The organism is Halomicronema hongdechloris C2206, assembly GCF_002075285.3.
Classification (GTDB): Bacteria; Cyanobacteriota; Cyanobacteriia; order Phormidesmidales; family Phormidesmidaceae; genus Halomicronema_B; species Halomicronema_B hongdechloris.
In genome coordinates this window covers 309589-330379 of record NZ_CP021983.2, presented here as the reverse complement: position 1 = coordinate 330379, position 20791 = coordinate 309589, and the positions used below count along the sequence as shown (strand labels likewise).

The window sequence follows — 20791 nt, the reverse complement described above, 5'->3', positions numbered from 1 at the left end:
CCAACGCTAGCGACCAGAACGCCCTACCTTCAGGGACGAAGATTGCTGCTGCAACAGCCGTCGCTGTCGTTCCGTTTCGATGTCGTTACGGCGCAGCCGCAGCTGAATGTCTTCCAACAACTTGCGGTTCACCGATAGCAGATCGGCCACCAGGCCAAAGACCCAGAGCTGGACACCAATCAAGATCAAAATGGCCGTCAAGATCAAGCTGGGAACGCGGGTGCGATCCGAGCCCACGATTAAAAAGAAATAGAGCCAACGGAGGCCCAATAAAAAGCCGGCCGAAAATGGAATCGCCCCCAGAATCGTGAAAAATTGTAGGGGCCGATAGGTGACAAAGATGCGCAGGATGGTGAGCAAGGAGCGCTGCACATAGGACACAATGCTCTTGACCAACCGCGAGGGGCGCAGATAGTCATTGGTATGCACTGGCACCGAGATCACTGCCATGCCCCGCTGCCCCGCCTGGATAATCGTCTCCAGAGTATAGGTATATTCGTTGAAGACATTCAGCTGCAGGGCGGCCTGACGGCTGATGGCGCGGAAGCCGCTGGGGGCATCGGCCACAGAGGTGCGGCTAGCCATCCGCACGGCCCAGCTACCCAGTTTTTGCAAGACCTTCTTGACCGGAGAAAAATGCCGGATCCGTTGAATCGGTCGGGCTCCGATGACGATCTCGGCTTGCCCCGCCAGAATTGGCTCTACTAGGCGGGGAATGTCGCCGGCATAGTACTGGTTATCGGCATCGGTGTTGACGATGATATCGGCTCCTGCCTTGAGGCTAGCCTCTAAGCCAGCCATAAATGCCTTAGCCAGACCGCGATTGTGATCAAAGTCGACGATATGGTCAACTCCCCATTCTCGCGCCACCTCCACCGTCCGATCGGTGCTGCCATCGTTGATGATCAGCCACTCGACGTCGTCGATGCCGGGGACTTGTCGGGGCAAATCTCCCAGGGTGATCGGCAGAGTCGCCTCCTCGTTGTAGCAGGGAATTTGAATAATCAATTTCATGAAAGACACCGAGTTAGGAAAACCATGGTGACAATAGTCGTCAGACCAGCACCAAAGATACTGCTAGGGGTCATCTAACCATGGCTGCAAAATTCATATAGTTAAGAATTAGGGGGATGACGGTCCACCAGGTTCAGATAGAGCCTTGGGCCCCAATCAGCGCAGAAACCAAAAATATAGTTTTAATAGGAGTTTGCTTGGCGAATCACCTCTTAGAGAATACGTCTTGAAGGCCCTGAGATGAACAAAGCCGCCTTAAAGATGTCTGGGATTTTCCATGAAGTTTAATCCTGGGCAGGTAACGTGGGTCGTTCTGCTCGTGGGTCCTTCTGCTCGTGGGTCGTTCTGCTTGAGTCTGGGTAAGCAATGCATGGCAGTAAGACCCACGGTCGAAGAGTGGAGCACTGCTCAGTGAGGGGAGGTCCCAGGGAGAGGCAGGCCTGGGGACTAGCGCCAAATCATCAAGCTGCCGAGCACCAGCAGCAACCCAGACAAGAACCGCTCGAATTGCTCGGTCGGTAGCCGTCGATTCAACCAGTGGCCCATCCAGACGGCTAGGAAGACCAGGGGCAACGAGAGACCATAGAGCTGAAAAATGTGAACACTCCAAAGCCCCCCGAGACCATGACTGGCCAGAATCGCTAAGCCGGTTGGCAGAAAATAGCCCTGCAATGTGGCTCGAAATCGCTCTGGCGGCCAGCGACACAAGTTGCCATAGACCACTACGGGTGGACCGTTGGTGTTGTAAGCCCCGGCTAGGATGCCGGCCACGAAACCAAAGGGGTAGGCCCAACCGGGATGAATCAGTCTCGGCAGGGTGACCCGGCCCAGGCGATAGAGACCAAACCCAATCAGGGCCACACCGAGGCCATCGGCTAACCAGTCCCCAGGAAGGGTGCGGATCAGCCAGACCCCAATGGGAAGGCCGCAGAGGGTAGCCGCAATTAGGCGACTGGTGACGGTTAATTGAATCTCTTGCCAGCTCATGATGGCAATCGAGATGGCGATGGTGGGGCCAACCAAACCGAACAAGGGAGTCGCTGTCTCAATGCCAACCACCAGGGTCAAGAGGGGCATGGCAAAGAGAGCACTGCCGAAGCCAAAGGTAGAGGAAATCAAGGTGGCCCCAAATAAGACGGCGGCGGTCAATAGGCTATCGGTCATAGGCAGAGCGGAGGACGGAGAGACGGGGAGTGAAGAGTGAAGAGCTTGCCCTGAGCGCAGTCGAAGGGTAAAGCGTGAAGAGGGGACAGGGAATAAGGGGGAAAGGTCCCTCGCGTCCTTGCCGATGCGACGCGATCTATTGCGCCTAACCGATAAGTCCTTCCGCAGGTCCAGGGCAGTAGTTCGACTTCGTTGCTCCTGCGGAGCCGCTTTGCGAACACTACAAGCGGTTTGCCCTGGTCGTAGGGGTCCGGGGAAAGCGAAATTTCCCCGGGTGAGTACCCCGAGCTGCACAATTAAGCATGGTCTTATCGAGGTCTATGACTACTCACCAACAAGCCCGTCCACGGGATCTAGGGCGGTGGTTCGACTGCACTCACCACCATCAGCATCCCCCAGATTGCATGAGGACAGTTGAGTTAGGATCACGCTAATTGTTGAAAGGCACCTTGTCCAGGCAATCCGGGGGCAGGGAAGGACCCACAGGAGAACTGAAGAAGGCTACTATTTTGTCATTGTCCATCACATCATCGGCATGGGGGGGTGGAGTCTACTGTATGGGTAAGATTAACCCCTATCGACTAAAAATTTCCCAATTGCGGGCCCTGGTCACCATTGCGGACAGCGGCTCCTTCAGTGATGCGGCGTTGCAATTAAATTTGTCGCAGTCGGCTGTTAGTCATGCGATCGCAACCCTAGAGGAGGAATTGGGAGTGGTGCTCTTGAGCCGCAGTCGTCAGGGGGCCATCCTCACTCCCATTGGGGCTCAAATCACCGAAGAGGCGCGCCGGGTCTTGCAGGGCCTAGAGCATCTCTGTCGCCAAGCCCAAGCGGCTCGGGGCCTGCAGGCCGGGCAGGTACGCATTGCCGGTTTTCGTAGCGTTGCCACCCATCTGCTGCCAGTGGTGATCCAGCAATTTCGCCAGCAATATCCCGGCTTAGGCATCACCATCAACGAATACCAAAACTTTCAGCAAGTCGAAGAGGATCTGCGCCAGGGGCGCGCCGATGTCGGCTTTACCTACCTTCCCACCCAGCCGGAGTTCGAAGCCTGGGAACTGCTCCACGATCGCTACGTAGTGCTGCTGCCACCGGCTCCAGAGCCTCCGCCCCAGCCCTTCACCTGGCCCCACCTATCCACCTACCCGCTGATCTTAGGACCAGCCCACGATAGCGATCGCACCTACGTCGATCGCCATCTGAGGCGATGTGGGGTGACCGTGAAGCCCACCTACGAAGTCAAAGAAGATTCCACCATTCTGGGCATGGTGAAACGGGGGCTAGGGGCCACCATCATGGCTCGCCTGGCGGCAGAACCGATCCCCTCAGGCATTCGCGTTGCCGAGGTTCCAGTGCCCCTAGAGCGCGTGATCGGATTGATCGTCCTGAAGGATGCCCTGCTGCCCCCAGCCGTGTACGCCTTCATCGATATTTTCAAGACGGTCGTCCAGCAGGTTCCCCTCGACATGATCGACAGTGCATCCCCAGTGGTATCCCTGCCCTTTCCAGATCAGGGGAATTCCTCGGTACCCCCTCAATAGCCCTAGGGCTCTTTGTTACAATTTGAGCCCGTAAGCCTGTGTAATCCTACAGCTCTCCTGGCCTAGTGCTTAGCCCTAGGCCGTCCTTGTGTTTGGGACCTCAGGAGGGGCTGGCGGGCATCATGAGGTTGGCCTAAAACGGCGGAGAACCCCTATGAGTCGCATCCCATCATCGCTTTATCAGCCTCAGCCCCAGTCACCGTCATCAGATGATACTGCTCAGTTACTCGCTCCCAGTGCCTCGTGGACCATCGAGGACAGTGAAGAACTGTACCGCATCCAAGGCTGGGGAGATCCCTATTTTTCAATCAATGCTGCCGGGCATATCACCGTCTCCCCCCAGGGGGAACGAGGTGGCTCCCTCGACCTCTATGAACTGGTTCAGGCTCTGCAGCAGCGCAATCTAGGCCTGCCCATTCTGATTCGCTTCTCCGACATTTTGCAGGATCGCCTGGAACGGCTGCAAGCCTGTTTTGCTAAGGCCATTGCCCGCTATCGCTATGGCGGCGTCTACCGCGGCGTGTTTCCGGTGAAGTGCAATCAGCAACGGCACCTGGTCGAAGATTTAGTTCGCTTTGGCAGTCCCCATCAATTTGGCCTAGAGGCGGGCTCCAAACCTGAGCTATTGATCGCTCTGGCCACGTTGAACACCCCTGGCTCCCTATTGATTTGTAATGGCTATAAGGACCGCGAGTATATCGAGACGGCCATGCTAGGGCAGCGGCTGGGGCAGGTGCCGATCATCGTCCTGGAACAGCAGGAAGAAGTCGATCTGGTGATTCAGGCCAGTCATCACCTCGATATCCAGCCTGTACTGGGAGTACGAGTCAAACTGAGCAGCCAGGGCATTGGTCGCTGGGGTAGCTCAGCCGGGGATCGGGCCAAGTTTGGGCTCACGATTCCCGAGGTGCTGACGGTGGTGGAACGGTTGCGCCAGGAGAATATGCTGGATTGCTTGCAGTTGCTGCATTTCCACATTGGCTCTCAGATTTCGGCCATTAGCGTAATTAAGGATGCCCTGCGCGAGGCCAGTCGTATTTATGTGGAGCTGGCTGCCCTGGGAGCGAATATGCGCTATCTGGACGTGGGCGGTGGCCTCGGGGTCGACTACGACGGCTCTAAGACCAATTTTCACGCGTCTAAGAACTACAGCATCCAGAATTATGCCAACGATGTCGTCGCCGAAGTGAAAGAGGCTTGCGCCTCCCGTCACTTAACGCCGCCAACCCTGATTAGCGAGAGTGGCCGTGCGATCGCATCTCACCAATCCGTGCTGGTATTCGATGTGCTGGGCAGCAGTGACGTGCCCACTGGGGCGACCCTGGAGCCTCCCGGCGAAGACGACCATCCCCTAGTCCGCGAACTCTACGAGACCTATGCCAACATCGGCCTGAAAAACTACCAAGAGGTCTACCACGACGCCCTCCAGTTCAAAGAAGAAGCCATCAGCCTGTTTAGCTTCGGCTACCTCAGCCTCACCGAACGGGCCACACTAGAACGACTCTTCTGGGCCTGCTGTGCCAAGATCTGCACCATCATCCGCCATGAAGACTATGTGCCGGATGACTTGGAAGACCTGGAAAAGATCATGGCCTCCATCTACTACATCAACCTCTCCGTCTTCCAATCGGCCCCGGATGCTTGGGCCATTGGCCAGCTCTTTCCCATCATGCCCATCCATCGCCTGGACGAAGAGCCCAGTTGTCGGGCTACCTTGGCTGACCTCACCTGCGATAGCGACGGCAAAAATCGACCAATTTATCGATCTCCGGGATGTCAAATCAGTACTCGAGTTGCATCCCTTAACTCTGGTGAGCCCTATTATCTGGGCCTATTTCTGGGGGAGCCTACCAGGAGATTATGGGGCAATCTGCCACAACCTGTTCGGCGACACCAATTGCAGTCCACATCCAACCTCACCCCCATAAGGCTATCAGATCGAACATGTAGTCAAAGGGGACACCATGACCGAAAAGTGCTGGGCTATGTGCAGTATGACTCAGAAGACCTGGTGGAAAATATTCGCCGCCGCACGGAACAAGCCCTGCAGGATCGGCAGATCACCCTGCACGAGTCGCAGCTATTGCTACAACACTATGAGCATAGCGCCTGGGTGCGCTATACCTATTTGGCTAGGCCGAGGCAATAATACTGAACACTAGTACCGTCATTCTCGCCTAGGCGAGAATCCAGAGCGTCACCCTCGGCCAGCAGCCAGAGCGTTCTCCGACCCAGACCTGCTTGTGGTGAGCGCAGTCGAACCATTGCTCTGGACCCTGCGGATGGGATGGTCGATAGGTAGTGATAGATCGTCGCATCGCATCGGCCAGGAAGCGATGGACCTCGATAAGACCGCACTTGGTTTTCCAAGCCAGAGAGCTCGCCCGAGGGGATCTCGTTCCCCTCGGACTCCGACGACCAGGGCGTTCCGCCGCCCTGGACCCCGCGGAAGGAATGGTCGATCAGCCGTTCAAGATCGCGTCGCATCGGCGGAGACGCGAGATGGAGGGTTTTCTGCATTGGGCGCGGCAACCGCGCCCCTACCCTGTCCTCTTATCCTTTATCCGCTATCGGCCTACTTGCCGGCCCATCCACCGTTTGACAGGGAGCCAAAACATTCACTCACTCAAAACTCAAAACTCAAAACTCATCAACCCGTGGGGCCTTCCTTCTCGTCACTCCTCACTCCTCACTCCTCATCACCCCATCACCCCAAAGCCCTGCGGGCAGGCTCCGCCAACACCCCATCACCCATCCACCCCTTTTCCGTCCTCCGTTCCCCTCTACTAGCCTCGACCTGGAATCAGACTGCCGCTGAGGCGCTTAATTACTCGATTGGCAATATCAGCATAATGGATGTCTCCGGCCAGTAACTGCCCTAAGCGGTCAGTCGCCGTGGGTCGCTTGATGCCCACTCGGAATCCCAGACCAGGCATTCGATAAAATAACCCGGCAATGCGCTGAGCCCACTGCATATCAGCCCCCCATTGCTGTTGGATAGCTTCTGTGTAGGCGGCTAGAGCCTTGGCATCTCCCTGCAGGGCGGCGTCAATGGCTTCGGCAGCCTTGACACCACCGTACATGGCCGGTCGAATCCCCTCAGCCGTCAAGGGATCTACCATGGCCGCAGCTTCCCCGGCCAGCAGCGCCTGCTGGGTATGCAGGGGGCGATTGCCGTCCCACAGTTGCAAGGGATGCTGATATTCTGTGCCCTGCTTCAGGGAAAGGCCGAGTTCGGCGGCATAGTCGGCCAGGGGAGATTGGAAGTCCTTGAGGTTATTGCCCAGGAAAGAACCCACCCCGATGGAATAGCCTTGGCGCTTGGGAAAACTCCACAAACACCCGTTCTTGACCAGGCCAAACTCAAACTGAATCGGGGCATCGGAGTTGCCGTCTGCCTTGGCACTGATCTCTAAGAGACTGGTCAATCGGGGTTTGTGGTCTTTGAAGCCGAGCCACCCCGCCATCGGTCCCTTAGCTCCATCGGCGGCAATCAGATAGCGGCCATCGAAGGCTCCTTGAGGAGTCATCACCTGCCAGCCATCGCCCTGAAAGGTAATGCCTGTGACCGGGGTATTGTCCTTGAGGGTTGCCCCCTGCTGCTGAGCCTGCTGCACCAGAAAATGGTCGAAGACATCCCGCTTCACCATCCAGATCGGCTCTGAGGTATTTAAGCGGGCATCAATGGCATCCCCGAGTTTCCAGGTGTAGCGAATCCGGCTCACCTTTAAGTCGATGGCGGGGCTGAAATCAAAATCAAACCACTGGGCCACACTAGGTGAGACTGCACCACTGCAGGGCTTGTAGCGGGGCAGGGGATCTTTATCTAGCAGGAGTACTGAATGCCCTCGCTTGGCCAGATGATAGGCGGCAGTCCCTCCGGCGGGGCCAGCCCCGACAATAATGCAGTCAAACATAGGCGCAATATTTAATAGGGATTACTTCACAACTGACGAATATGAACCCAAATGGTTCAGTCACAGCCTAGCCGAATCTAGAATTGGCTGGTAGCGCCCTTACAGACTCTTTAGCAAACGCTAGCCCCTTAGCCATCGGACTTTACACCCCTGGTTACCGTCCCAGCTAATTCGGCAGAGGCAACCCTGAGGGGTGCGATGGTCTACGACCGGCCTTTGGCCATCGCATCTGTTGCTGGTACAGCTCATATTGCTTCATGATCACGCGCTGCAGCGCGATAATGGCCGGATTCACCTCCACATATTGTCGATTGGGGCTGCGGCTATAGGTTCGCTGTTCGCTGGCCATCATCGCCATATCCTGCTCCAGGAAAGGCATAAATAGCAATCGACGAATGAGCGGAACTACCGTTGGCTTCAGGGGCCGTAGCAACCATTTCGGCAGGCGAATTTTGGGTAAAAACAACCACGAGAATGAGCGAGTTTGAGTGGGGCTCACCGGCAACCGCATCAGGTATAGAGATGACACCCCTTCCAAAGTGCTGTGGTAATGGGGGTATTGATAATGAATGGAAACAATACGAGTAGACACGCCAGCATTATCGCTACCTAGCCCTAGAAACTGACTGAGAAACCCTTTATAAGAGACCTGATAGCGAGCATTCACGTAATCGTCACCCTCCTGCAGATCTAGCAATACCGGGTTGAACCAGCCCTGAAGATTTTTATGTAAAAACCCATGGAAGACATCCATCGTATTTTCATTGCAAATTGAGAAGTGGGCCGCAAAGATGCCGGTGATCGGAATGGCTAGGCAATTGGGATCGTCATACTCTGGAATGGCGGGAATTGCCTGTGATGAGGCCTGTTGGCTATTGCCTGGGAAGACCCAGATCATGCCGTACTGATCGGCAGCTGGATAGCGGCGAGCTTGAGCTCGTGGTAACTTTTGCTCGGCTGGAAAATAGGGAATGGCCACACACTGGCCCTGGGGATTAAACTGCCAGCCATGGTAGGGGCAGACGAGACAGTCGCCCTGCACCTCTCCTAAGTGCAGTTCAACCCCCTTATGAGGACAGGCATTTTCCAGGGCATGAACCTGACCCTGGACATCTCGATATACCGCAATTGAATGGCCCCAAATGGTGATGGCAAGAATTTGCCCTACTGGCAACTGATGGGACCAGGCCACGGGATACCAGTAGTTCTCATTAATCCCGACCTGGCGAATGCGATTTTGAATAACGTGGTGCTTGAGGGAAATTGACGACTCCATAGATACGGAAGGCTGAATTCGCTCTGCATATGCTTTGACTACAGATAGCGCACCAGCCTGAGATCCCCCTGAGTAACCCATCACTCAGGCCTGGATCCCCAGATGGGCAACAGCGCTAGGGGCTCTCTCGCAGCAAGAGATAATAGAGCTCTCCCGCACCGTGAAGGCGCCCGGCTTGTTCACCGGCAACGAAGCCGGTGCCGAGAAAGACATCGACCCGCCCGGCTCCTTGAATTGCGCCGCCGGTATCTTGGTCAAGGACACAACGGTCTACTGTTTGGCTGCGCCAATATCCGTCGGCAGTCAGCTGGGGCAGGGGCAGGCGGATCAGTGCTAAAGCGCCTGGGGGCATCAAGGCTTTGTCGGTGGCGATGGAGCGGCCAGCGGTGACCGGGACATTGAGGCTGCCCAGGGGCGGTCCGCCAGCAGTCTCTTGAAAGAAGATGAAGCGTCGGTTCCGGGGTAGATAGTGATCTAGGGCCTCGGGATGCCGCTGAAAATAATCGAGCAGCACTGGCAAGGAGAGATCGGCCTCGGCGACGACACTGTCATTAATCAGCTCGCGGCCGATGCTGGTGTAGTTATAGTCGGTGCGGCCAGCATAGCCCACGGAGAGTTGCTCACCATTAGGTAATTGCAATCGGGCTGAGCCCTGCACATGGATCAAAAAGGCTTCCAGGCGCTCCCGTAGCCAGACCAGTTCTAGCCCGGCTAGGGGCCCCTGAGATCCTTGCAAGCCATCGCTGCCCTCTAGCTCCAGGCGGGTGGGATGCGGGGTGGGCCAGTGTTCTAGGTCGGCAGGGCGGCGGTAGAGGGGGTAGCGATAGTCGGCGGTGGGCACCCGACTGGCGGCGTAAGTGGGCTGGAAGTAGCCGGTGAAGAGTACGGTTCCGGCACCATCCTGACCCACAGAACGATAGAGCATAAACTCCTGCTGCAGAGCCTGCTGAAAGTCGGCAAAGGAGCGACTCTGATAGAGCAACTGGCGAAAGCGCACCAGACTGCGACGTACTCGCCGGTGGGTAATCCCAGCGACGGGATAGGTAGCGTAGGCGCTGGCCGCCGCCTCGGTGTCCAGGTAGCGGAGGCTATGGCCTATGGCTCGGATTAACCGCACCCGTTCACTAGGGGTTTCCCAGAGGCTGCGATCGCATCCCCCCTGCGGCCCCAGCACCTCGTCCAGTGGCAGCGGCAGCGGTTCCAACGGTGAGGGTTGAGCTCTCAGAGACGAGCCCCAGCTGAGGCTGGCGACGATGGCCAGAAGCCCTAAGCCCTGAGACAGGGAACGCACCATGGCCACAGATCCCTAAAAGCGCTCCACACTAGAGCTAAAGACGGGTTCCACCCGAATGCTGACCAGGCGCGAGGGCCGAATCACCATGTACTCACCGGGATTGATCTTGGGCACCGGCACGCTGATGAAATCATCGGAGTTGGCCTTAGGCATTAACTCACCGCTGTACCACTTCTGAAACTCTTGAATACTGGAAAAGCGCACCTCCTGATGGTGGCCGCCATCAAATAGTAGGTGAATGATATATTCGCTGGGCGTTCTTGGCATAGGGTGTCGAAGTCTGCGACATCGTCCCCATTATGAAGTGAGGCGGCCCGAAACGGACACTTGTTTGCTGGAATATTGTCAGAAAGCACCGAACCAGGAGATGCCAGGCAACGGCGGCTACGATGCCTTCGAGAGGTTGCCCTGCCTGGCCTTAGCTGGTTTGATGCCCGGTAAGAATTTCTCGGCCAGGGTATGGCTTTCTGTTTGCAAGTAGGTCAAGAACGTGTCAGCTACTACGGAGAGTTGTTTGCCGGCCAAATGGGCCACATACCATTGCCGCTCGATGGGGAAATGGTCGATATCGAGAATGGCAAATTCGCCGCTGGTGCCCTCGGAAATAATGGTATGGAGCGACAGGACCGAGATCCCCAGACCGCCAGCAATGGCCTGTTTAATGGCTTCATTGCTGCCCAGCTCCAAGCGTACCCGCACGTCTATCTTGTGCTTGGCAAAGAGAGATTGAACCGCATGCCGGGTCCCTGAACCCGGTTCCCGCATGATAAAGGGCTCATCATTGAGGGCTTGGATGGCGACATTAGATTTGCCGACCAGGGGATGATTTTTGGGAGCGATGACCACTAAAGGATTTTCCAAGAATGGATAAATCTTGAGATCGGGTTGTTCAGGGGGCTGGCTGATGATGTAAAGATCGTCTTCGTTGTTAGCCATGCGCTCCTGAATATGCTGGTGATTGGTCACCTTGAGGGAAATGTCAACGCCGGGATAGCGCTGGCAAAAGGGACCGAGTAGCCGCGGCACGAAATATTTGGCGGTGGTAATGACCGCTAGCTTGAGCTGGCCTTGTTTCAGGCCCTTGAGGTCGGCCACTGACATCTCAAATTGATCCAGCCCTGCGAAGATCTCTTGGCAGGTCTCCAAGAGTTTTTGGCCGGCTTGGGTGAGATAGAGGCGCTTACCGATTTGTTCGAACAGGGGCAACCCAACTGCTTTTGTCAGCTGCTTGACCTGAATCGAGACAGTGGGCTGGGTTAAGAAGAGCTCCTCGGCAGCGCGGGTAAAGCTGCCATGGCGGGCCGTTGCCTCAAATACTTTCAGTTGATGTAGCGTTGCATGAATCAACGGTACGTCCCCCTTGATTGGCCAATGTCTTGGTTGGTTGAGCGGGTGAGTATCAGATAGCTCCCTAGCCTGGGATCTGGATGCAGTCCCCGTTGACTACAGCCGTCTGATCAACCCGGTAATCGACAGGGATAGCTGGTAAAGGCAAGGTGGCTCGTCTCCTCCTACCTGGACCATTTCCCATAGATTCAATTCTATCAAAGATGGCACCGTTATTGTTTTCCTCTATGGTTTAATCCCCTCGGATTGATCAGGGGACTGGGGCCATGGTCCACAGGGGAATCACGAGGGGCTCTTGCAGGGGCTGGCGCTTATTGGCCAAGATGTGCTGGAGATAGTCCCAAAGTCGCTGACACTGGGCTGAGTTAGGGACATAGATCTGGCCCGACCCGCGGCTAAATAGGGGAACACTCCTGAGGGCCTGTAGTCGGCCAGGCTGATGGCTACTCCACTGGGGTGGAGGCAGTAGGCCTGGTGGTAAGTGTCCGTCCAGCAGTGCGAAGAGGTGGTCTTGGCAGGCTTGGATGTTAATGCCCCGTTGCTCGAGCAAATGGACAATGCCAGCCAGCGGCATCGGCTGATCGGGGAAGGTGCGCAACAGCTCCAGCAGCAGGAAGTAGTCGCTGTATTGATGGCGAGTCTTTTCCAGCAGTTGGGGATATCGGGCTAGATTGACTAACCCATAAGCTACGCGGCTGCAGCTGGGGGGACGATTGCTGGGGTAAGTATCCTGGATGATGGTGGCGTTCGGGAGTTTTTGTCGCAGCCAGTCACTGAGAAATTTAAGGGAGGCGGTACCACCGGTGCAAATGACCTGGTTAATGGCTTGATTGCTCAGTCCGGTTTGACTCAGCAGCTGATTCAAGGCCTGGTTGAGTCGGCGTTGATAGGGCAGTAAGATTTGGCTCTCTAGCTCTTTGCGCCGCACTTGCCAGCATTGATTCCCTAGGACCAGGTTGAATTGGGATTGGTGCTGCAGGATTAGCTTCAGGTGGCGGGCTGCTTCCAAGACGGTTTGCCCCAATAAGGAGGATTCTAATCGTTGCTGCAGCTGCGATCGCATCTCCAGGTCCGGGTCCCCTGGCCGGGGTAAGGATAGCTGCGAGAGCCCTAGGCTACTCCAGGGGGTATGGGCCAGCTCTGGCAGGGCTGCCTGCCAGCCCCAACCCGTGTCATCTGGATCGGGGGCGGCAGATGTCTGGGTTGGTTGGCGACGCTCACTGGGATGCAAGAGCTGGCAAATGATGTCCAGATCGATGGCATTGCCGCCATAGTCTAGCCGCTGTAGGACAAAATCTTCTCGACTCAGGGCCTCGGCGTCGTGGGGCAGGTTGACCACGGCAATTTCGCTGAGGCTGGCCCCAGCACTGATGACGACGGTGCCACCGTGCCATTGGCCGCCGTAAAGGTTCTGCTGCTTCAGGGACTGAACTTGGGGCGGGGCGAGGCGGTCCGGATCCGGCAGGCCAGAGAGAATCGCTGCGATCGCATCTTCGATGAAGTAGATGGCATCGGGTTGCGAGACTAATCCCGCCGCCAGAATCGCTTCCCGCAGGTTGAAACTATAGGTATCAGACCATGCCGCCGGATAGTTGACGATGACCCCTTGCAAGTGGGATATGGCCTGATGTAGCGATTGCTGGTCGAGGTCTGTGGCCCCCAAAACGAGGGCTGTCCCTTGGCTAGGGGTTAGGGTCTGCAGCAGCGATTGCAGTCCCAACTGCACCGCCTGCAGGGGCAGCGGGTCCCCCTCGGGCCAAGGCAACTGTGGTTGCCAGTGCTGGGTATCAGGGGCTTGGTAGGGAATGCCCAGCTGCAAGAGCGGCTTCATGGCCGTCAGCAGCCGGTAGGGATGTGCCGCCTCCTCTGCCCAGTTCACAGCTAAGGCAGCCATACCATGCGATCGCACCCGCCACGGCATCGAGGTATCCCCCGAGTCAGCCGCTATCGACACCACTGCTGGCAAGCGAAAGATCTTCTCGGCCACACTATCTGCCAGAGTAGAGTCGATCCAATAGAGGGGATACACCTGACCATCGGCCCGGTTGAGCAAGACCGCTGACAGGCCAGTGGTACCAATATCTAGCCCTAAAAACCACTCGCCCGAGGTCTCCCCAGGCAATGCCGAAGCGTCAGGACTCATCCCAGCCGGGGTCGCCGCCATCTGCGTTGGCTCCGCCGTTGCCAATGGTGGTTCCAGCCGCGACTCACCCGTTGCGCCCTGCTCACCGTCGGTTGATGCCGACACGCCTGCGTCTTCAGCCCCAGGCTGATCCAACCGCGCCTCTTCTACCGAATCAGAGTGCTCAGACGAGGGGTCAGCAGTGGCAGGACTAGGGGAACGCAGCACCGTACCAGCAATAGCTGGCTCCCTATCCTGAGAGTCGGTGTCATCCTGCCCTACCCAATCATCCTCGCTCTCAGTCGCCAGCACCTCTGACCACTCTGCCCCGCCCTCCTCAGCATCAGAACCGGACAATGCGGTCATCTCTGGCAGAGGTTCTTCGACCCTGGCATTAGCGGAAGCTGCCGCTGTTTCTTCCCGGGCTTCTCCAGCCACAGAGGGCCATGGAGCAGCGGCGTCGGTTTCCACCAGGGGCTGCTCATCTAGAGTGGCCTCAAGCTGCTCTGACGATTCAATCGGTGCTTCGTGTGTGTCAATCTCAGCCGCTCCAGACATGGACTCAGCCGCTGGGGCTGCCTCGGGTGTCGTTGGCAGTGGGGATGCTGCCAAGGAGGTATCTGACGACCAAGACGCTTCACCTTCCGGCGCTGAGGTAGTCGCTGACTGTCGGGTCTCCTCAGAGGCCGCCGGGATGGCACTATCGATCGACTCGGGATTTTCCTCAGTGCCTATCTGCTCTGGGTCCTTCCACTCAGCGGTATATGACTCTATTTCTGGTGCAGCCGTTGTCTCGTCAGGCCGATCCGCCTCTGACGTGGCTACCGGACTAGTATCTATAGACAGCCAGTCCTCTGGTGGCAGGGTTTCTGCCAAGTCCTCCTCGGTGGCTTCAATGGAGGTAGGTGTAGCGGCTGCATCCGCCCAGGTCTCCCAAGTCAGCGTGTCCGGATCTAACTCGGCCGGGGAATTTGGTTCAGGTGTCGATGATTGGGATGTCCCCACGGCATCGATAACATGTTCGGCCCTAGGGGAACCATAGGGAACCTCTGACACTTGAGCCGCGAGGGGATCTAGGTCATCATCCGGAAGATCAAGATGCTGGGCAGACTCCGGCGCCTCTGCAGTCGATGAGGACATCTGGGGAGCCGACGCTTGGGCGCTTGGTGTTTCGGCCTCATGCTCCTCAGCCATCAACCCCGATTCATCTAGCAGGGTATCTGTCGTGGACTGCACAGCCGTCTTCCAGTCATCCACAGTGGTTTCAAAGACAGACGAGTCTGACGCCCAGGTCGCTGCTGAGGAGGGGGGTGGGGGGGCTGGTTCTCTATCGGTCGGCTGCTCGGGGATGTCATCCTCCTCTAGGGCTTGCCCCCCAGCTAAGAATTCCAAACCATCTTCTGCGGATACCGATGGTCCCTCCAGGCGAGAGAGGTCAGCGGTTAACTGGGCCAGAATATCTGGATCAAGGGATAGAGGAGACGAAGCCGACTCCGTATCAGTCTCAGTAGTGAGCAAGTCCTCATCGGGACTGGCAGGAATAAATGGCTCAGCTGCTAGGGCCTCAGATTCGGCCAAGGAAGGGCTGCTAGTATCGCGGTCAAGGCTGCCGCTCGGGAGAAGCTGATCCAAAGAATGTATGGTGTCGGTCACCTCAACCCTAGGCTGCTCTAAGGTTGCCGCGGTAGCTTCCCCAAATAGATCTATCTCAGTGCCAAGATGGTCTGCGTTCGACGACTCAGGGGGCACCTGCAAGAGATCCTCGTCAAACAATATTTCGTCTAGCCGGTCTATGCTGGTTGAGGGCGCTCCGGTCTCGTCAGTCTCTAAAGAAAGATCGTCATCTGCCGCTGGTGACGAGGCCAGGCTGTCATCAGGAGATGATTCAGTAGTCTCATCAGCATTGTCAGGAATGGAAGGCTCGGCTGCGGTGGCGGTATCCTGGCTAGAGGATGCTGGTGCTGGACCGAATAGATCCGCAAAGAGAGCCTCAGCCTCAGCCTCAGCATCCGGGAAAAGCTCTTCAGCGGCAGCGGCAATGGTGGCATCAACGGAGCGGTCGGGAACATCTACCCGCTGCTCAGGATCAGGGAGCGCCTGATCGAGTTGCCCTAACACGGTTAATGGATCGACAGGAAAGTCTGAAGCGGCAGCGGCAGTCGGCTCCGATACGTCAGGAGCTTCTGTCTCGGTGTCCTCTTCCAACAATAGGGAAGGATCTGCCGTAGCGTCCAGTTGCAACTGCTCGATTTCCTGATCGAGTTGCAACAGAGTAATTTCTTCGTCGGCTTCAAACTCAACTTCGTCGGCCAGCTCCCAGTCTAGATCAGGAGCTGCAGCAGCCGTTGCCGCCGTCGAGATGCTATCGGTGTCGGTATCATCAGGCCGCTCTGTTGAGGATGGGGATGTCTGCTGAGCCGCTAGCAATTGCCCCTGCTCATCAGTGCTTGCTGCCTCTAGGTAAGCCACTTCTTGACGCAGTTGCTGCCCCAAATCACTGATCAGAGCCCGCAGGGTGACTTCTCCCTGTTGACCTAGGGAATGCATGGCGGCTAATCCCTGAGCTAGGGAATCTTGATAGCTGAGTGCGTTCTGTTGCAGAGTTGCAAAGACAGCCCGGAGGGTATTGTCTAGCTGGAGCAATGCCTGATCGGCTTCAGCCTGAACTCGCCTCACATAAGCCAAGCGCTGATGGGGATCTAGCAATGACAGGTCGGCTTCTGCTGGCTGGGGCGGTGTACCTTCTAATAGGGGACGATTACTCGTCTCTGCCTGCCGGCGTGCCACGGCCCGGTCAAGGCGCTCTGCTAAGGAGGCCTCTAGGTGGTGGGCCACCACTTGTATCCACTCCTGCTGGGAAGATGGCTCAGGAGACTGTCCTTGCAGCCTGAGACGCTCCACTTCTAATTGCCGCACCTGTTCCAGTAACTCAGTCCGCTCCTGCTGCAGTGTCTCTATCTCAGTACGCAAGGGTTGAATGAACTGGCTGCGCAGGTATTGCATCTCTTGTAGCAATGCCCGTAGCACGGTTTGGGCTGACTCAGTAAGATCCGGATTAGAATCCTCAGGAGGGTCAACGGCACCACTGGCAGGATCAATTGGTCCCCACCCTCCCGGCGCAGTCATCCATTGCTGCAGATCAAGGATGTGCTGGCGGGCTCGCTCCAGGATCTGACGCTGTTGACTGTCCTCCTGGGCACCACGCCCAAACCGAGGAGATGCCTTCTTCAAAAGGGCATCGATATCTTCTATTAGCGTCTCGAGTTGATCCCGTTGCTCTGTCACCTTACCCACCTTAAATCCATCAAGGCATACCCATTTAGCGCCTACAATACGGTGGTACCAAATCCACCTCGGTATATAAAGGCCCCCAAGTCCAAGAAAATCATCAGCTACTGCCCTCGATAACCGAGGGATTGCCCAAAGTGTAGGCCAACTCACACAAAACGTCACAGAATGCCTTAGTTAGACGTGACGAATACTTCGTGGCTAAGCGCATTGATGCCCAGAGGTCGACCGATGGTGGCACCGGGGTCAGAGGGAGGAAATCTCCGGGGTAGTATGTTAATAGGTTTCTGGGAAAGTTTGCCAGAGGACTCCCTGCGGCCACTATTGATCAGCCTGGATGAAAACGATAGCCAATATATCCGTAAACCTGCTGATTTTACCTGATGACTCCCTTAGGGAGATGGTAAGCATGGCTAGTAACCCATAGCTACCCTGAGCCTGGACTGTCTCTAGCGGCAGTGGTGGGCTGCGGGCATGACTATCGGCTCAATAGCATGTCGAATCCGTTTCCCTGACCAGAACTTAGTGTAGTAACCTATGGACCCTCGCTACGGCCCTCGTGATCATCACTCAGAGAGTGAGTTGATCCGCTCAGCTCCTTTCTTTCAAGGTATTCCTGACGCCGCAGTGCAGCAGGCAACGGCTCAGGTTGTTACTCGTCGACACCCTGCTAACCAGGTGTTGCTGCTAGAGAATGACTGGGGATCCTCTGTTTATTTTATTTTGGACGGTTGGGTCAAAATTCGTACCTACAATCTAGACGGCAAAGAGGTAACGCTGAATATTTTGGGCAAGGGAGAAGTCTTCGGGGAAATGGCTCCCCTAGATGAGGTGCCTCGCTCCACGGATGTGATTACCTTAGTGCCCACCATGATTGGCAATATGCCAGCCAACGATTTTGTGCATCTCATCCACACCGAACCTATTGCGGGTATTCGATTGGCTCAACTCATGGCTCGGCGTTTACGTCAGGTAAATCGCCGCTTGCGTCTCCGAGAGTCGGACAGTATGTCTCGGGTGGCCGACATTATCTTGTTTCTAGCGGATGGTCAGGGGCAAGAGGGGGATAATGGCGTTGAGATTCCTAATTTACCCCATCGAGAACTCAGTAGTTTGAGTGGCCTAGCTCGAGAGACAGTGACTCGGGTTCTCAGCAAACTGGAGAAAAAGACTTTGATCGTGCGAGAGCGCGATATTATGCGGATTCCAGACATTGATGCTCTGGAGCGTCTGCTAGTTTGAGGAGTCATGAGTGATTCGTTTGCCCACCGGGCATTTCAGGCCAGTTCGTCATCGTCGTCATCGTCTCCAGATGGTTCTTCTGACCGGGAGATAGAGGCAGAATTTGAGGACGTTGAGGCATTTCTGACCTATACTCCGGCATCGGGAGTGGGAACTCAGCGCTTGAGACACCAACTGGCCAGTAAGGCCGGTCCCTTAGTGATGGTGGAAACGGCATTCTTGGCTAGCACGGCCAGTTTGATCTGGCTAATTAATGCCTACTTTCCGCCAGGACCTCTGCTCCGCATCTTCTTCCCGGTGCCCATGGCCATGGTGTATTTGCGTTGGGGAGCTCGGGCGGCATGGATGTCGGCATTGGTGGCCAGCCTATTGTTAGCGGTGTTGATGGGACCCCCTCGCAGCCTACTGTTTCTGATGCCCTATGGAGTCTTGGGGGTGCAACTGGGATACCTGTGGTTTCGTCGGGCCAATTGGTATGTTTCGATTGCTGTGGGCACTTTGTTAGGTAGTTTGGGATTTTTCTTCCGCATCTGGTTGTTATCAATGCTGATCGGCGAAGATCTCTGGGTGTATTTGATCAATCAAATGGCCCAAATCTTGGATTGGATCCTGGAACGGTTGGTTGATCTGGGTATACTCGGCGTTGCTGTTCTGGGCCAGGTTGATCTGCTCACGGTTCAGGGATTGGCGCTGGTGATGGTAGTGATCAGCAATGTGGTTTACCTGTTCACCGTGCACCTGGCTGCTGGGTTGTTGCTAGAACGACTGGGGATGCCGATGCCTGCCCCTCCTCGTTGGGTACAAGTCTTGTTGGAGAGTTAACCTCGCTTGCCTTCTCCATGAACCAGGTTCATACTCAGGTTGAGGCTGGACAACAATGGTTAGATTGCTGTCGCTGGCGACGGCCTTATATTGCCATTGTCTTTGGCTTTACGGCTACGGGCTTGATTCCCGGAATTTCAGCGGCAGGGGCAACTCCAGCTGATCGACAGCAGACGGCACTGGCAGACGCGGAATTTCTCTATAAGGGTCCCCATCCTCGCCCTCGTTATGCCTTACCGCCGTTGATGGCAGGAGCGTCACCGGCCATCATTACCCGGGCGCTGGTGACTAGCCAGCACTTGCCGTTGCGGCTATTTAATGCCGGATTGCCTCACCCTCTACCCGCTCCTGCGATTGACTTGCAGGGGCCTGTGGCTAGCTGTTTGAGTGGGGGAGAGGCTATGCCGATGGCTCAAGTGCGGCAGCTATGGCAACGGGGGGTGCACTGGGGGGAGCGGTTATCTCGAGAGGCCCAGGCAGGGTATCTCGTCCTGGGAGAATGCGTGGTAGGGGGAACCACAACGGCCTTGGCCGTGCTACTGGGGTTAGGGATCGACGCCACGGACCGGGTCAACAGCAGCCATCCCACCTGTAACCATACACAGAAGTTAGCAGTTGCCCAAGCCGGACTGTCTGCCTGGCGGCAATCCCCTGCCTTTACGGAGGGGGCCCTAGATCCATTGGCACTGGCGGCGGCGGTAGGTGACCCGATGCAGGTGGTGGTGGCGGCGATGGCAATTGCGGCAAGTCGACGGGTTGGGGTGTTGCTGGCGGGGGGGACCCAAATGTTGGCTGTCTACGCGCTGCTGCGGGCAGTGGCAGGCTACCATGGCCTAGCTTGGACCCCGGAGCGCATTGCCGTGGGAACGACCCGTTGGGTGGCCACAGATGGTAGTGGAGACACGGTTGGCCTTGCTGTGCAGGTAGCAGATGTGCCGCTAATCGCCACTCAGTTGAGCTTTGAGAGGTCTCATTATCCGCAACTGCGAGCCTATGAGCAGGGATTTGTGAAGGAAGGGGTGGGGGCTGGCGGATGTGCGATCGCAGCCCATCTCCACAAAAACTGGCAGCAGCCAGAGCTTTTGGCTGCCGTGGAAGCCCTGTGGGAACAAACGCTTCGAATCAATGGCATGTCGGGACAGGGACAAATTGATTGAGATGAAGGGGAGGTGTCCCGTCATGGATACTGTCGACGAAAATCACCCCGGGAAGGGAACTACTCAATGGTGACTGCGTAGCGCCAGCAACTGCTCTTCTAGGGCCGCAATGCGATTATAGGCGGCAGTTAACTGAGCCGTTAGTCTTCGCACCTGTACTTCTGGAGAGATCTGAGTTTCTGTACTGGAGTGGTCCAGCTTTGAGTAGGTGGTATCCATCAGAATATCTTTGTGCTCAAACATCCCCTCGGCAATCACAGTGGATTGACCATCGTTTCCCATCACCGAATCAGTGAACCCATCGTTCAGGGTTGGTTGGGAGGTATTTAGGATTTCAGAGACCCGATGATTGACCTGATCCAGGGCGGTATGCAAAGCATCTACCTTGGTGGTCAAAACTGTAACCTGTTCCTGAAGAGAGTCCATAGGACATTTCATCTCACATGAGTTCCTTCCTATCCTAGGCTCTAGATTCGGACATCCCTGAATAGCTCAATCAACATTTAACCTTTCACAGTCTGAAGAGGACTAATTGTTTCGAACGATACAGTAGAGTGCCACGGACAGGAATGTCTGTGGCTGTGATATCGGTTTAATAGTGGGCAAT

At 56.2% G+C, this 20791-nt stretch carries 14 protein-coding genes; 5 read left to right on the top strand and 9 right to left on the bottom strand.

Features of this window, described 5'->3' with window-relative positions; all coding sequences use genetic code 11:
• Positions 1-6: 6 nt before the first annotated feature.
• Positions 7-1014 (bottom strand): glycosyltransferase family 2 protein, encoded by a 1008-nt coding sequence (locus XM38_RS01515; RefSeq protein WP_080810718.1) that lies wholly within the window; start codon positions 1012-1014, stop codon positions 7-9.
• Between the two features lie 447 nt (positions 1015-1461).
• Complete coding sequence (locus XM38_RS01510; RefSeq protein WP_080810720.1) at positions 1462-2178, bottom strand: sulfite exporter TauE/SafE family protein; 717 nt, start codon at positions 2176-2178, stop codon at positions 1462-1464.
• A gap of 557 nt (positions 2179-2735) precedes the next feature.
• Here XM38_RS01510 and XM38_RS01505 point away from each other — a divergent pair.
• Both XM38_RS01505 and speA read left to right on the top strand, forming a co-directional pair.
• The gene (locus XM38_RS01505) at positions 2736-3719 is read left to right on the top strand and encodes a LysR family transcriptional regulator (RefSeq protein WP_080810722.1); all 984 of its coding nucleotides are present in this window, start codon (positions 2736-2738) and stop codon (positions 3717-3719) included.
• 154 nt (positions 3720-3873) lie between these two features.
• The gene (gene speA / locus XM38_RS01500) at positions 3874-5868 is read left to right on the top strand and encodes a biosynthetic arginine decarboxylase (protein WP_225889144.1); all 1995 of its coding nucleotides are present in this window, start codon (positions 3874-3876) and stop codon (positions 5866-5868) included.
• Between the two features lie 637 nt (positions 5869-6505).
• On the opposite strand, the gene XM38_RS01495 is transcribed toward speA, so the two are convergent.
• The 6 genes from XM38_RS01495 to XM38_RS01470 form a co-directional block, all read right to left on the bottom strand.
• Entirely contained in the window at positions 6506-7636 is a 1131-nt protein-coding gene (locus XM38_RS01495; RefSeq protein WP_080810724.1) for a geranylgeranyl reductase family protein, read from the bottom strand.
• A gap of 166 nt (positions 7637-7802) precedes the next feature.
• Positions 7803-8912: an aromatic ring-hydroxylating dioxygenase subunit alpha gene (locus XM38_RS01490; protein WP_080810726.1), complete on the bottom strand. Its 1110-nt coding sequence runs from the start codon at positions 8910-8912 to the stop codon at positions 7803-7805.
• 115 nt (positions 8913-9027) lie between these two features.
• Positions 9028-10206, bottom strand: a complete 1179-nt coding sequence (mltA, locus tag XM38_RS01485; protein ID WP_080810727.1) for a murein transglycosylase A — start codon at positions 10204-10206, stop codon at positions 9028-9030.
• 12 nt (positions 10207-10218) lie between these two features.
• Complete coding sequence (locus XM38_RS01480) at positions 10219-10473, bottom strand: hypothetical protein (protein WP_080810730.1); 255 nt, start codon at positions 10471-10473, stop codon at positions 10219-10221.
• 117 nt (positions 10474-10590) lie between these two features.
• A complete protein-coding gene (locus tag XM38_RS01475; protein ID WP_080810732.1) occupies positions 10591-11553 on the bottom strand; it encodes a LysR family transcriptional regulator in 963 nt (320 codons plus the stop codon).
• A 250-nt stretch (positions 11554-11803) separates the two neighbouring features.
• A complete protein-coding gene (locus XM38_RS01470; protein WP_137454982.1) occupies positions 11804-16960 on the bottom strand; it encodes a hypothetical protein in 5157 nt (1718 codons plus the stop codon).
• 540 nt (positions 16961-17500) lie between these two features.
• Here XM38_RS01470 and XM38_RS01465 point away from each other — a divergent pair.
• From XM38_RS01465 to cobT, 3 genes are read left to right on the top strand one after another with little or no spacing between them, the layout of a single operon-like run.
• Positions 17501-18205, top strand: a complete 705-nt coding sequence (locus XM38_RS01465) for a Crp/Fnr family transcriptional regulator (RefSeq protein WP_080810736.1) — start codon at positions 17501-17503, stop codon at positions 18203-18205.
• A gap of 6 nt (positions 18206-18211) precedes the next feature.
• On the top strand, positions 18212-19027 hold the full coding sequence (locus XM38_RS01460) for a DUF2232 domain-containing protein (RefSeq protein WP_088428889.1): 816 nt from the start codon (positions 18212-18214) through the stop codon (positions 19025-19027).
• 17 nt (positions 19028-19044) lie between these two features.
• On the top strand, positions 19045-20184 hold the full coding sequence (gene cobT, locus XM38_RS01455) for a nicotinate mononucleotide-dependent phosphoribosyltransferase CobT (RefSeq protein ID WP_088428887.1): 1140 nt from the start codon (positions 19045-19047) through the stop codon (positions 20182-20184).
• A 63-nt stretch (positions 20185-20247) separates the two neighbouring features.
• Here the strand turns inward: cobT and XM38_RS01450 are convergent, their stop codons facing one another.
• Entirely contained in the window at positions 20248-20610 is a 363-nt protein-coding gene (locus tag XM38_RS01450; protein ID WP_080810739.1) for a hypothetical protein, read from the bottom strand.
• Positions 20611-20791 lie beyond the last annotated feature (181 nt).

Bases quoted from the DNA above. Each gene is read 5' to 3' on its own strand.
- XM38_RS01515 (WP_080810718.1), bottom strand. From the start codon at position 1,014: ATGAAATTGATTATTCAAATTCCCTGCTACAACGAGGAGGCGACTCTG.
- XM38_RS01510 (WP_080810720.1), bottom strand. From the start codon at position 2,178: ATGACCGATAGCCTATTGACCGCCGCCGTCTTATTTGGGGCCACCTTG.
- XM38_RS01505 (WP_080810722.1), top strand. From the start codon at position 2,736: ATGGGTAAGATTAACCCCTATCGACTAAAAATTTCCCAATTGCGGGCC.
- speA (WP_225889144.1), top strand. From the start codon at position 3,874: ATGAGTCGCATCCCATCATCGCTTTATCAGCCTCAGCCCCAGTCACCG.
- XM38_RS01495 (WP_080810724.1), bottom strand. From the start codon at position 7,636: ATGTTTGACTGCATTATTGTCGGGGCTGGCCCCGCCGGAGGGACTGCC.
- XM38_RS01490 (WP_080810726.1), bottom strand. From the start codon at position 8,912: ATGGAGTCGTCAATTTCCCTCAAGCACCACGTTATTCAAAATCGCATT.
- mltA (WP_080810727.1), bottom strand. From the start codon at position 10,206: ATGGTGCGTTCCCTGTCTCAGGGCTTAGGGCTTCTGGCCATCGTCGCC.
- XM38_RS01480 (WP_080810730.1), bottom strand. From the start codon at position 10,473: ATGCCAAGAACGCCCAGCGAATATATCATTCACCTACTATTTGATGGC.
- XM38_RS01465 (WP_080810736.1), top strand. From the start codon at position 17,501: ATGGACCCTCGCTACGGCCCTCGTGATCATCACTCAGAGAGTGAGTTG.
- XM38_RS01460 (WP_088428889.1), top strand. From the start codon at position 18,212: ATGAGTGATTCGTTTGCCCACCGGGCATTTCAGGCCAGTTCGTCATCG.
- cobT (WP_088428887.1), top strand. From the start codon at position 19,045: ATGAACCAGGTTCATACTCAGGTTGAGGCTGGACAACAATGGTTAGAT.
- XM38_RS01450 (WP_080810739.1), bottom strand. From the start codon at position 20,610: ATGGACTCTCTTCAGGAACAGGTTACAGTTTTGACCACCAAGGTAGAT.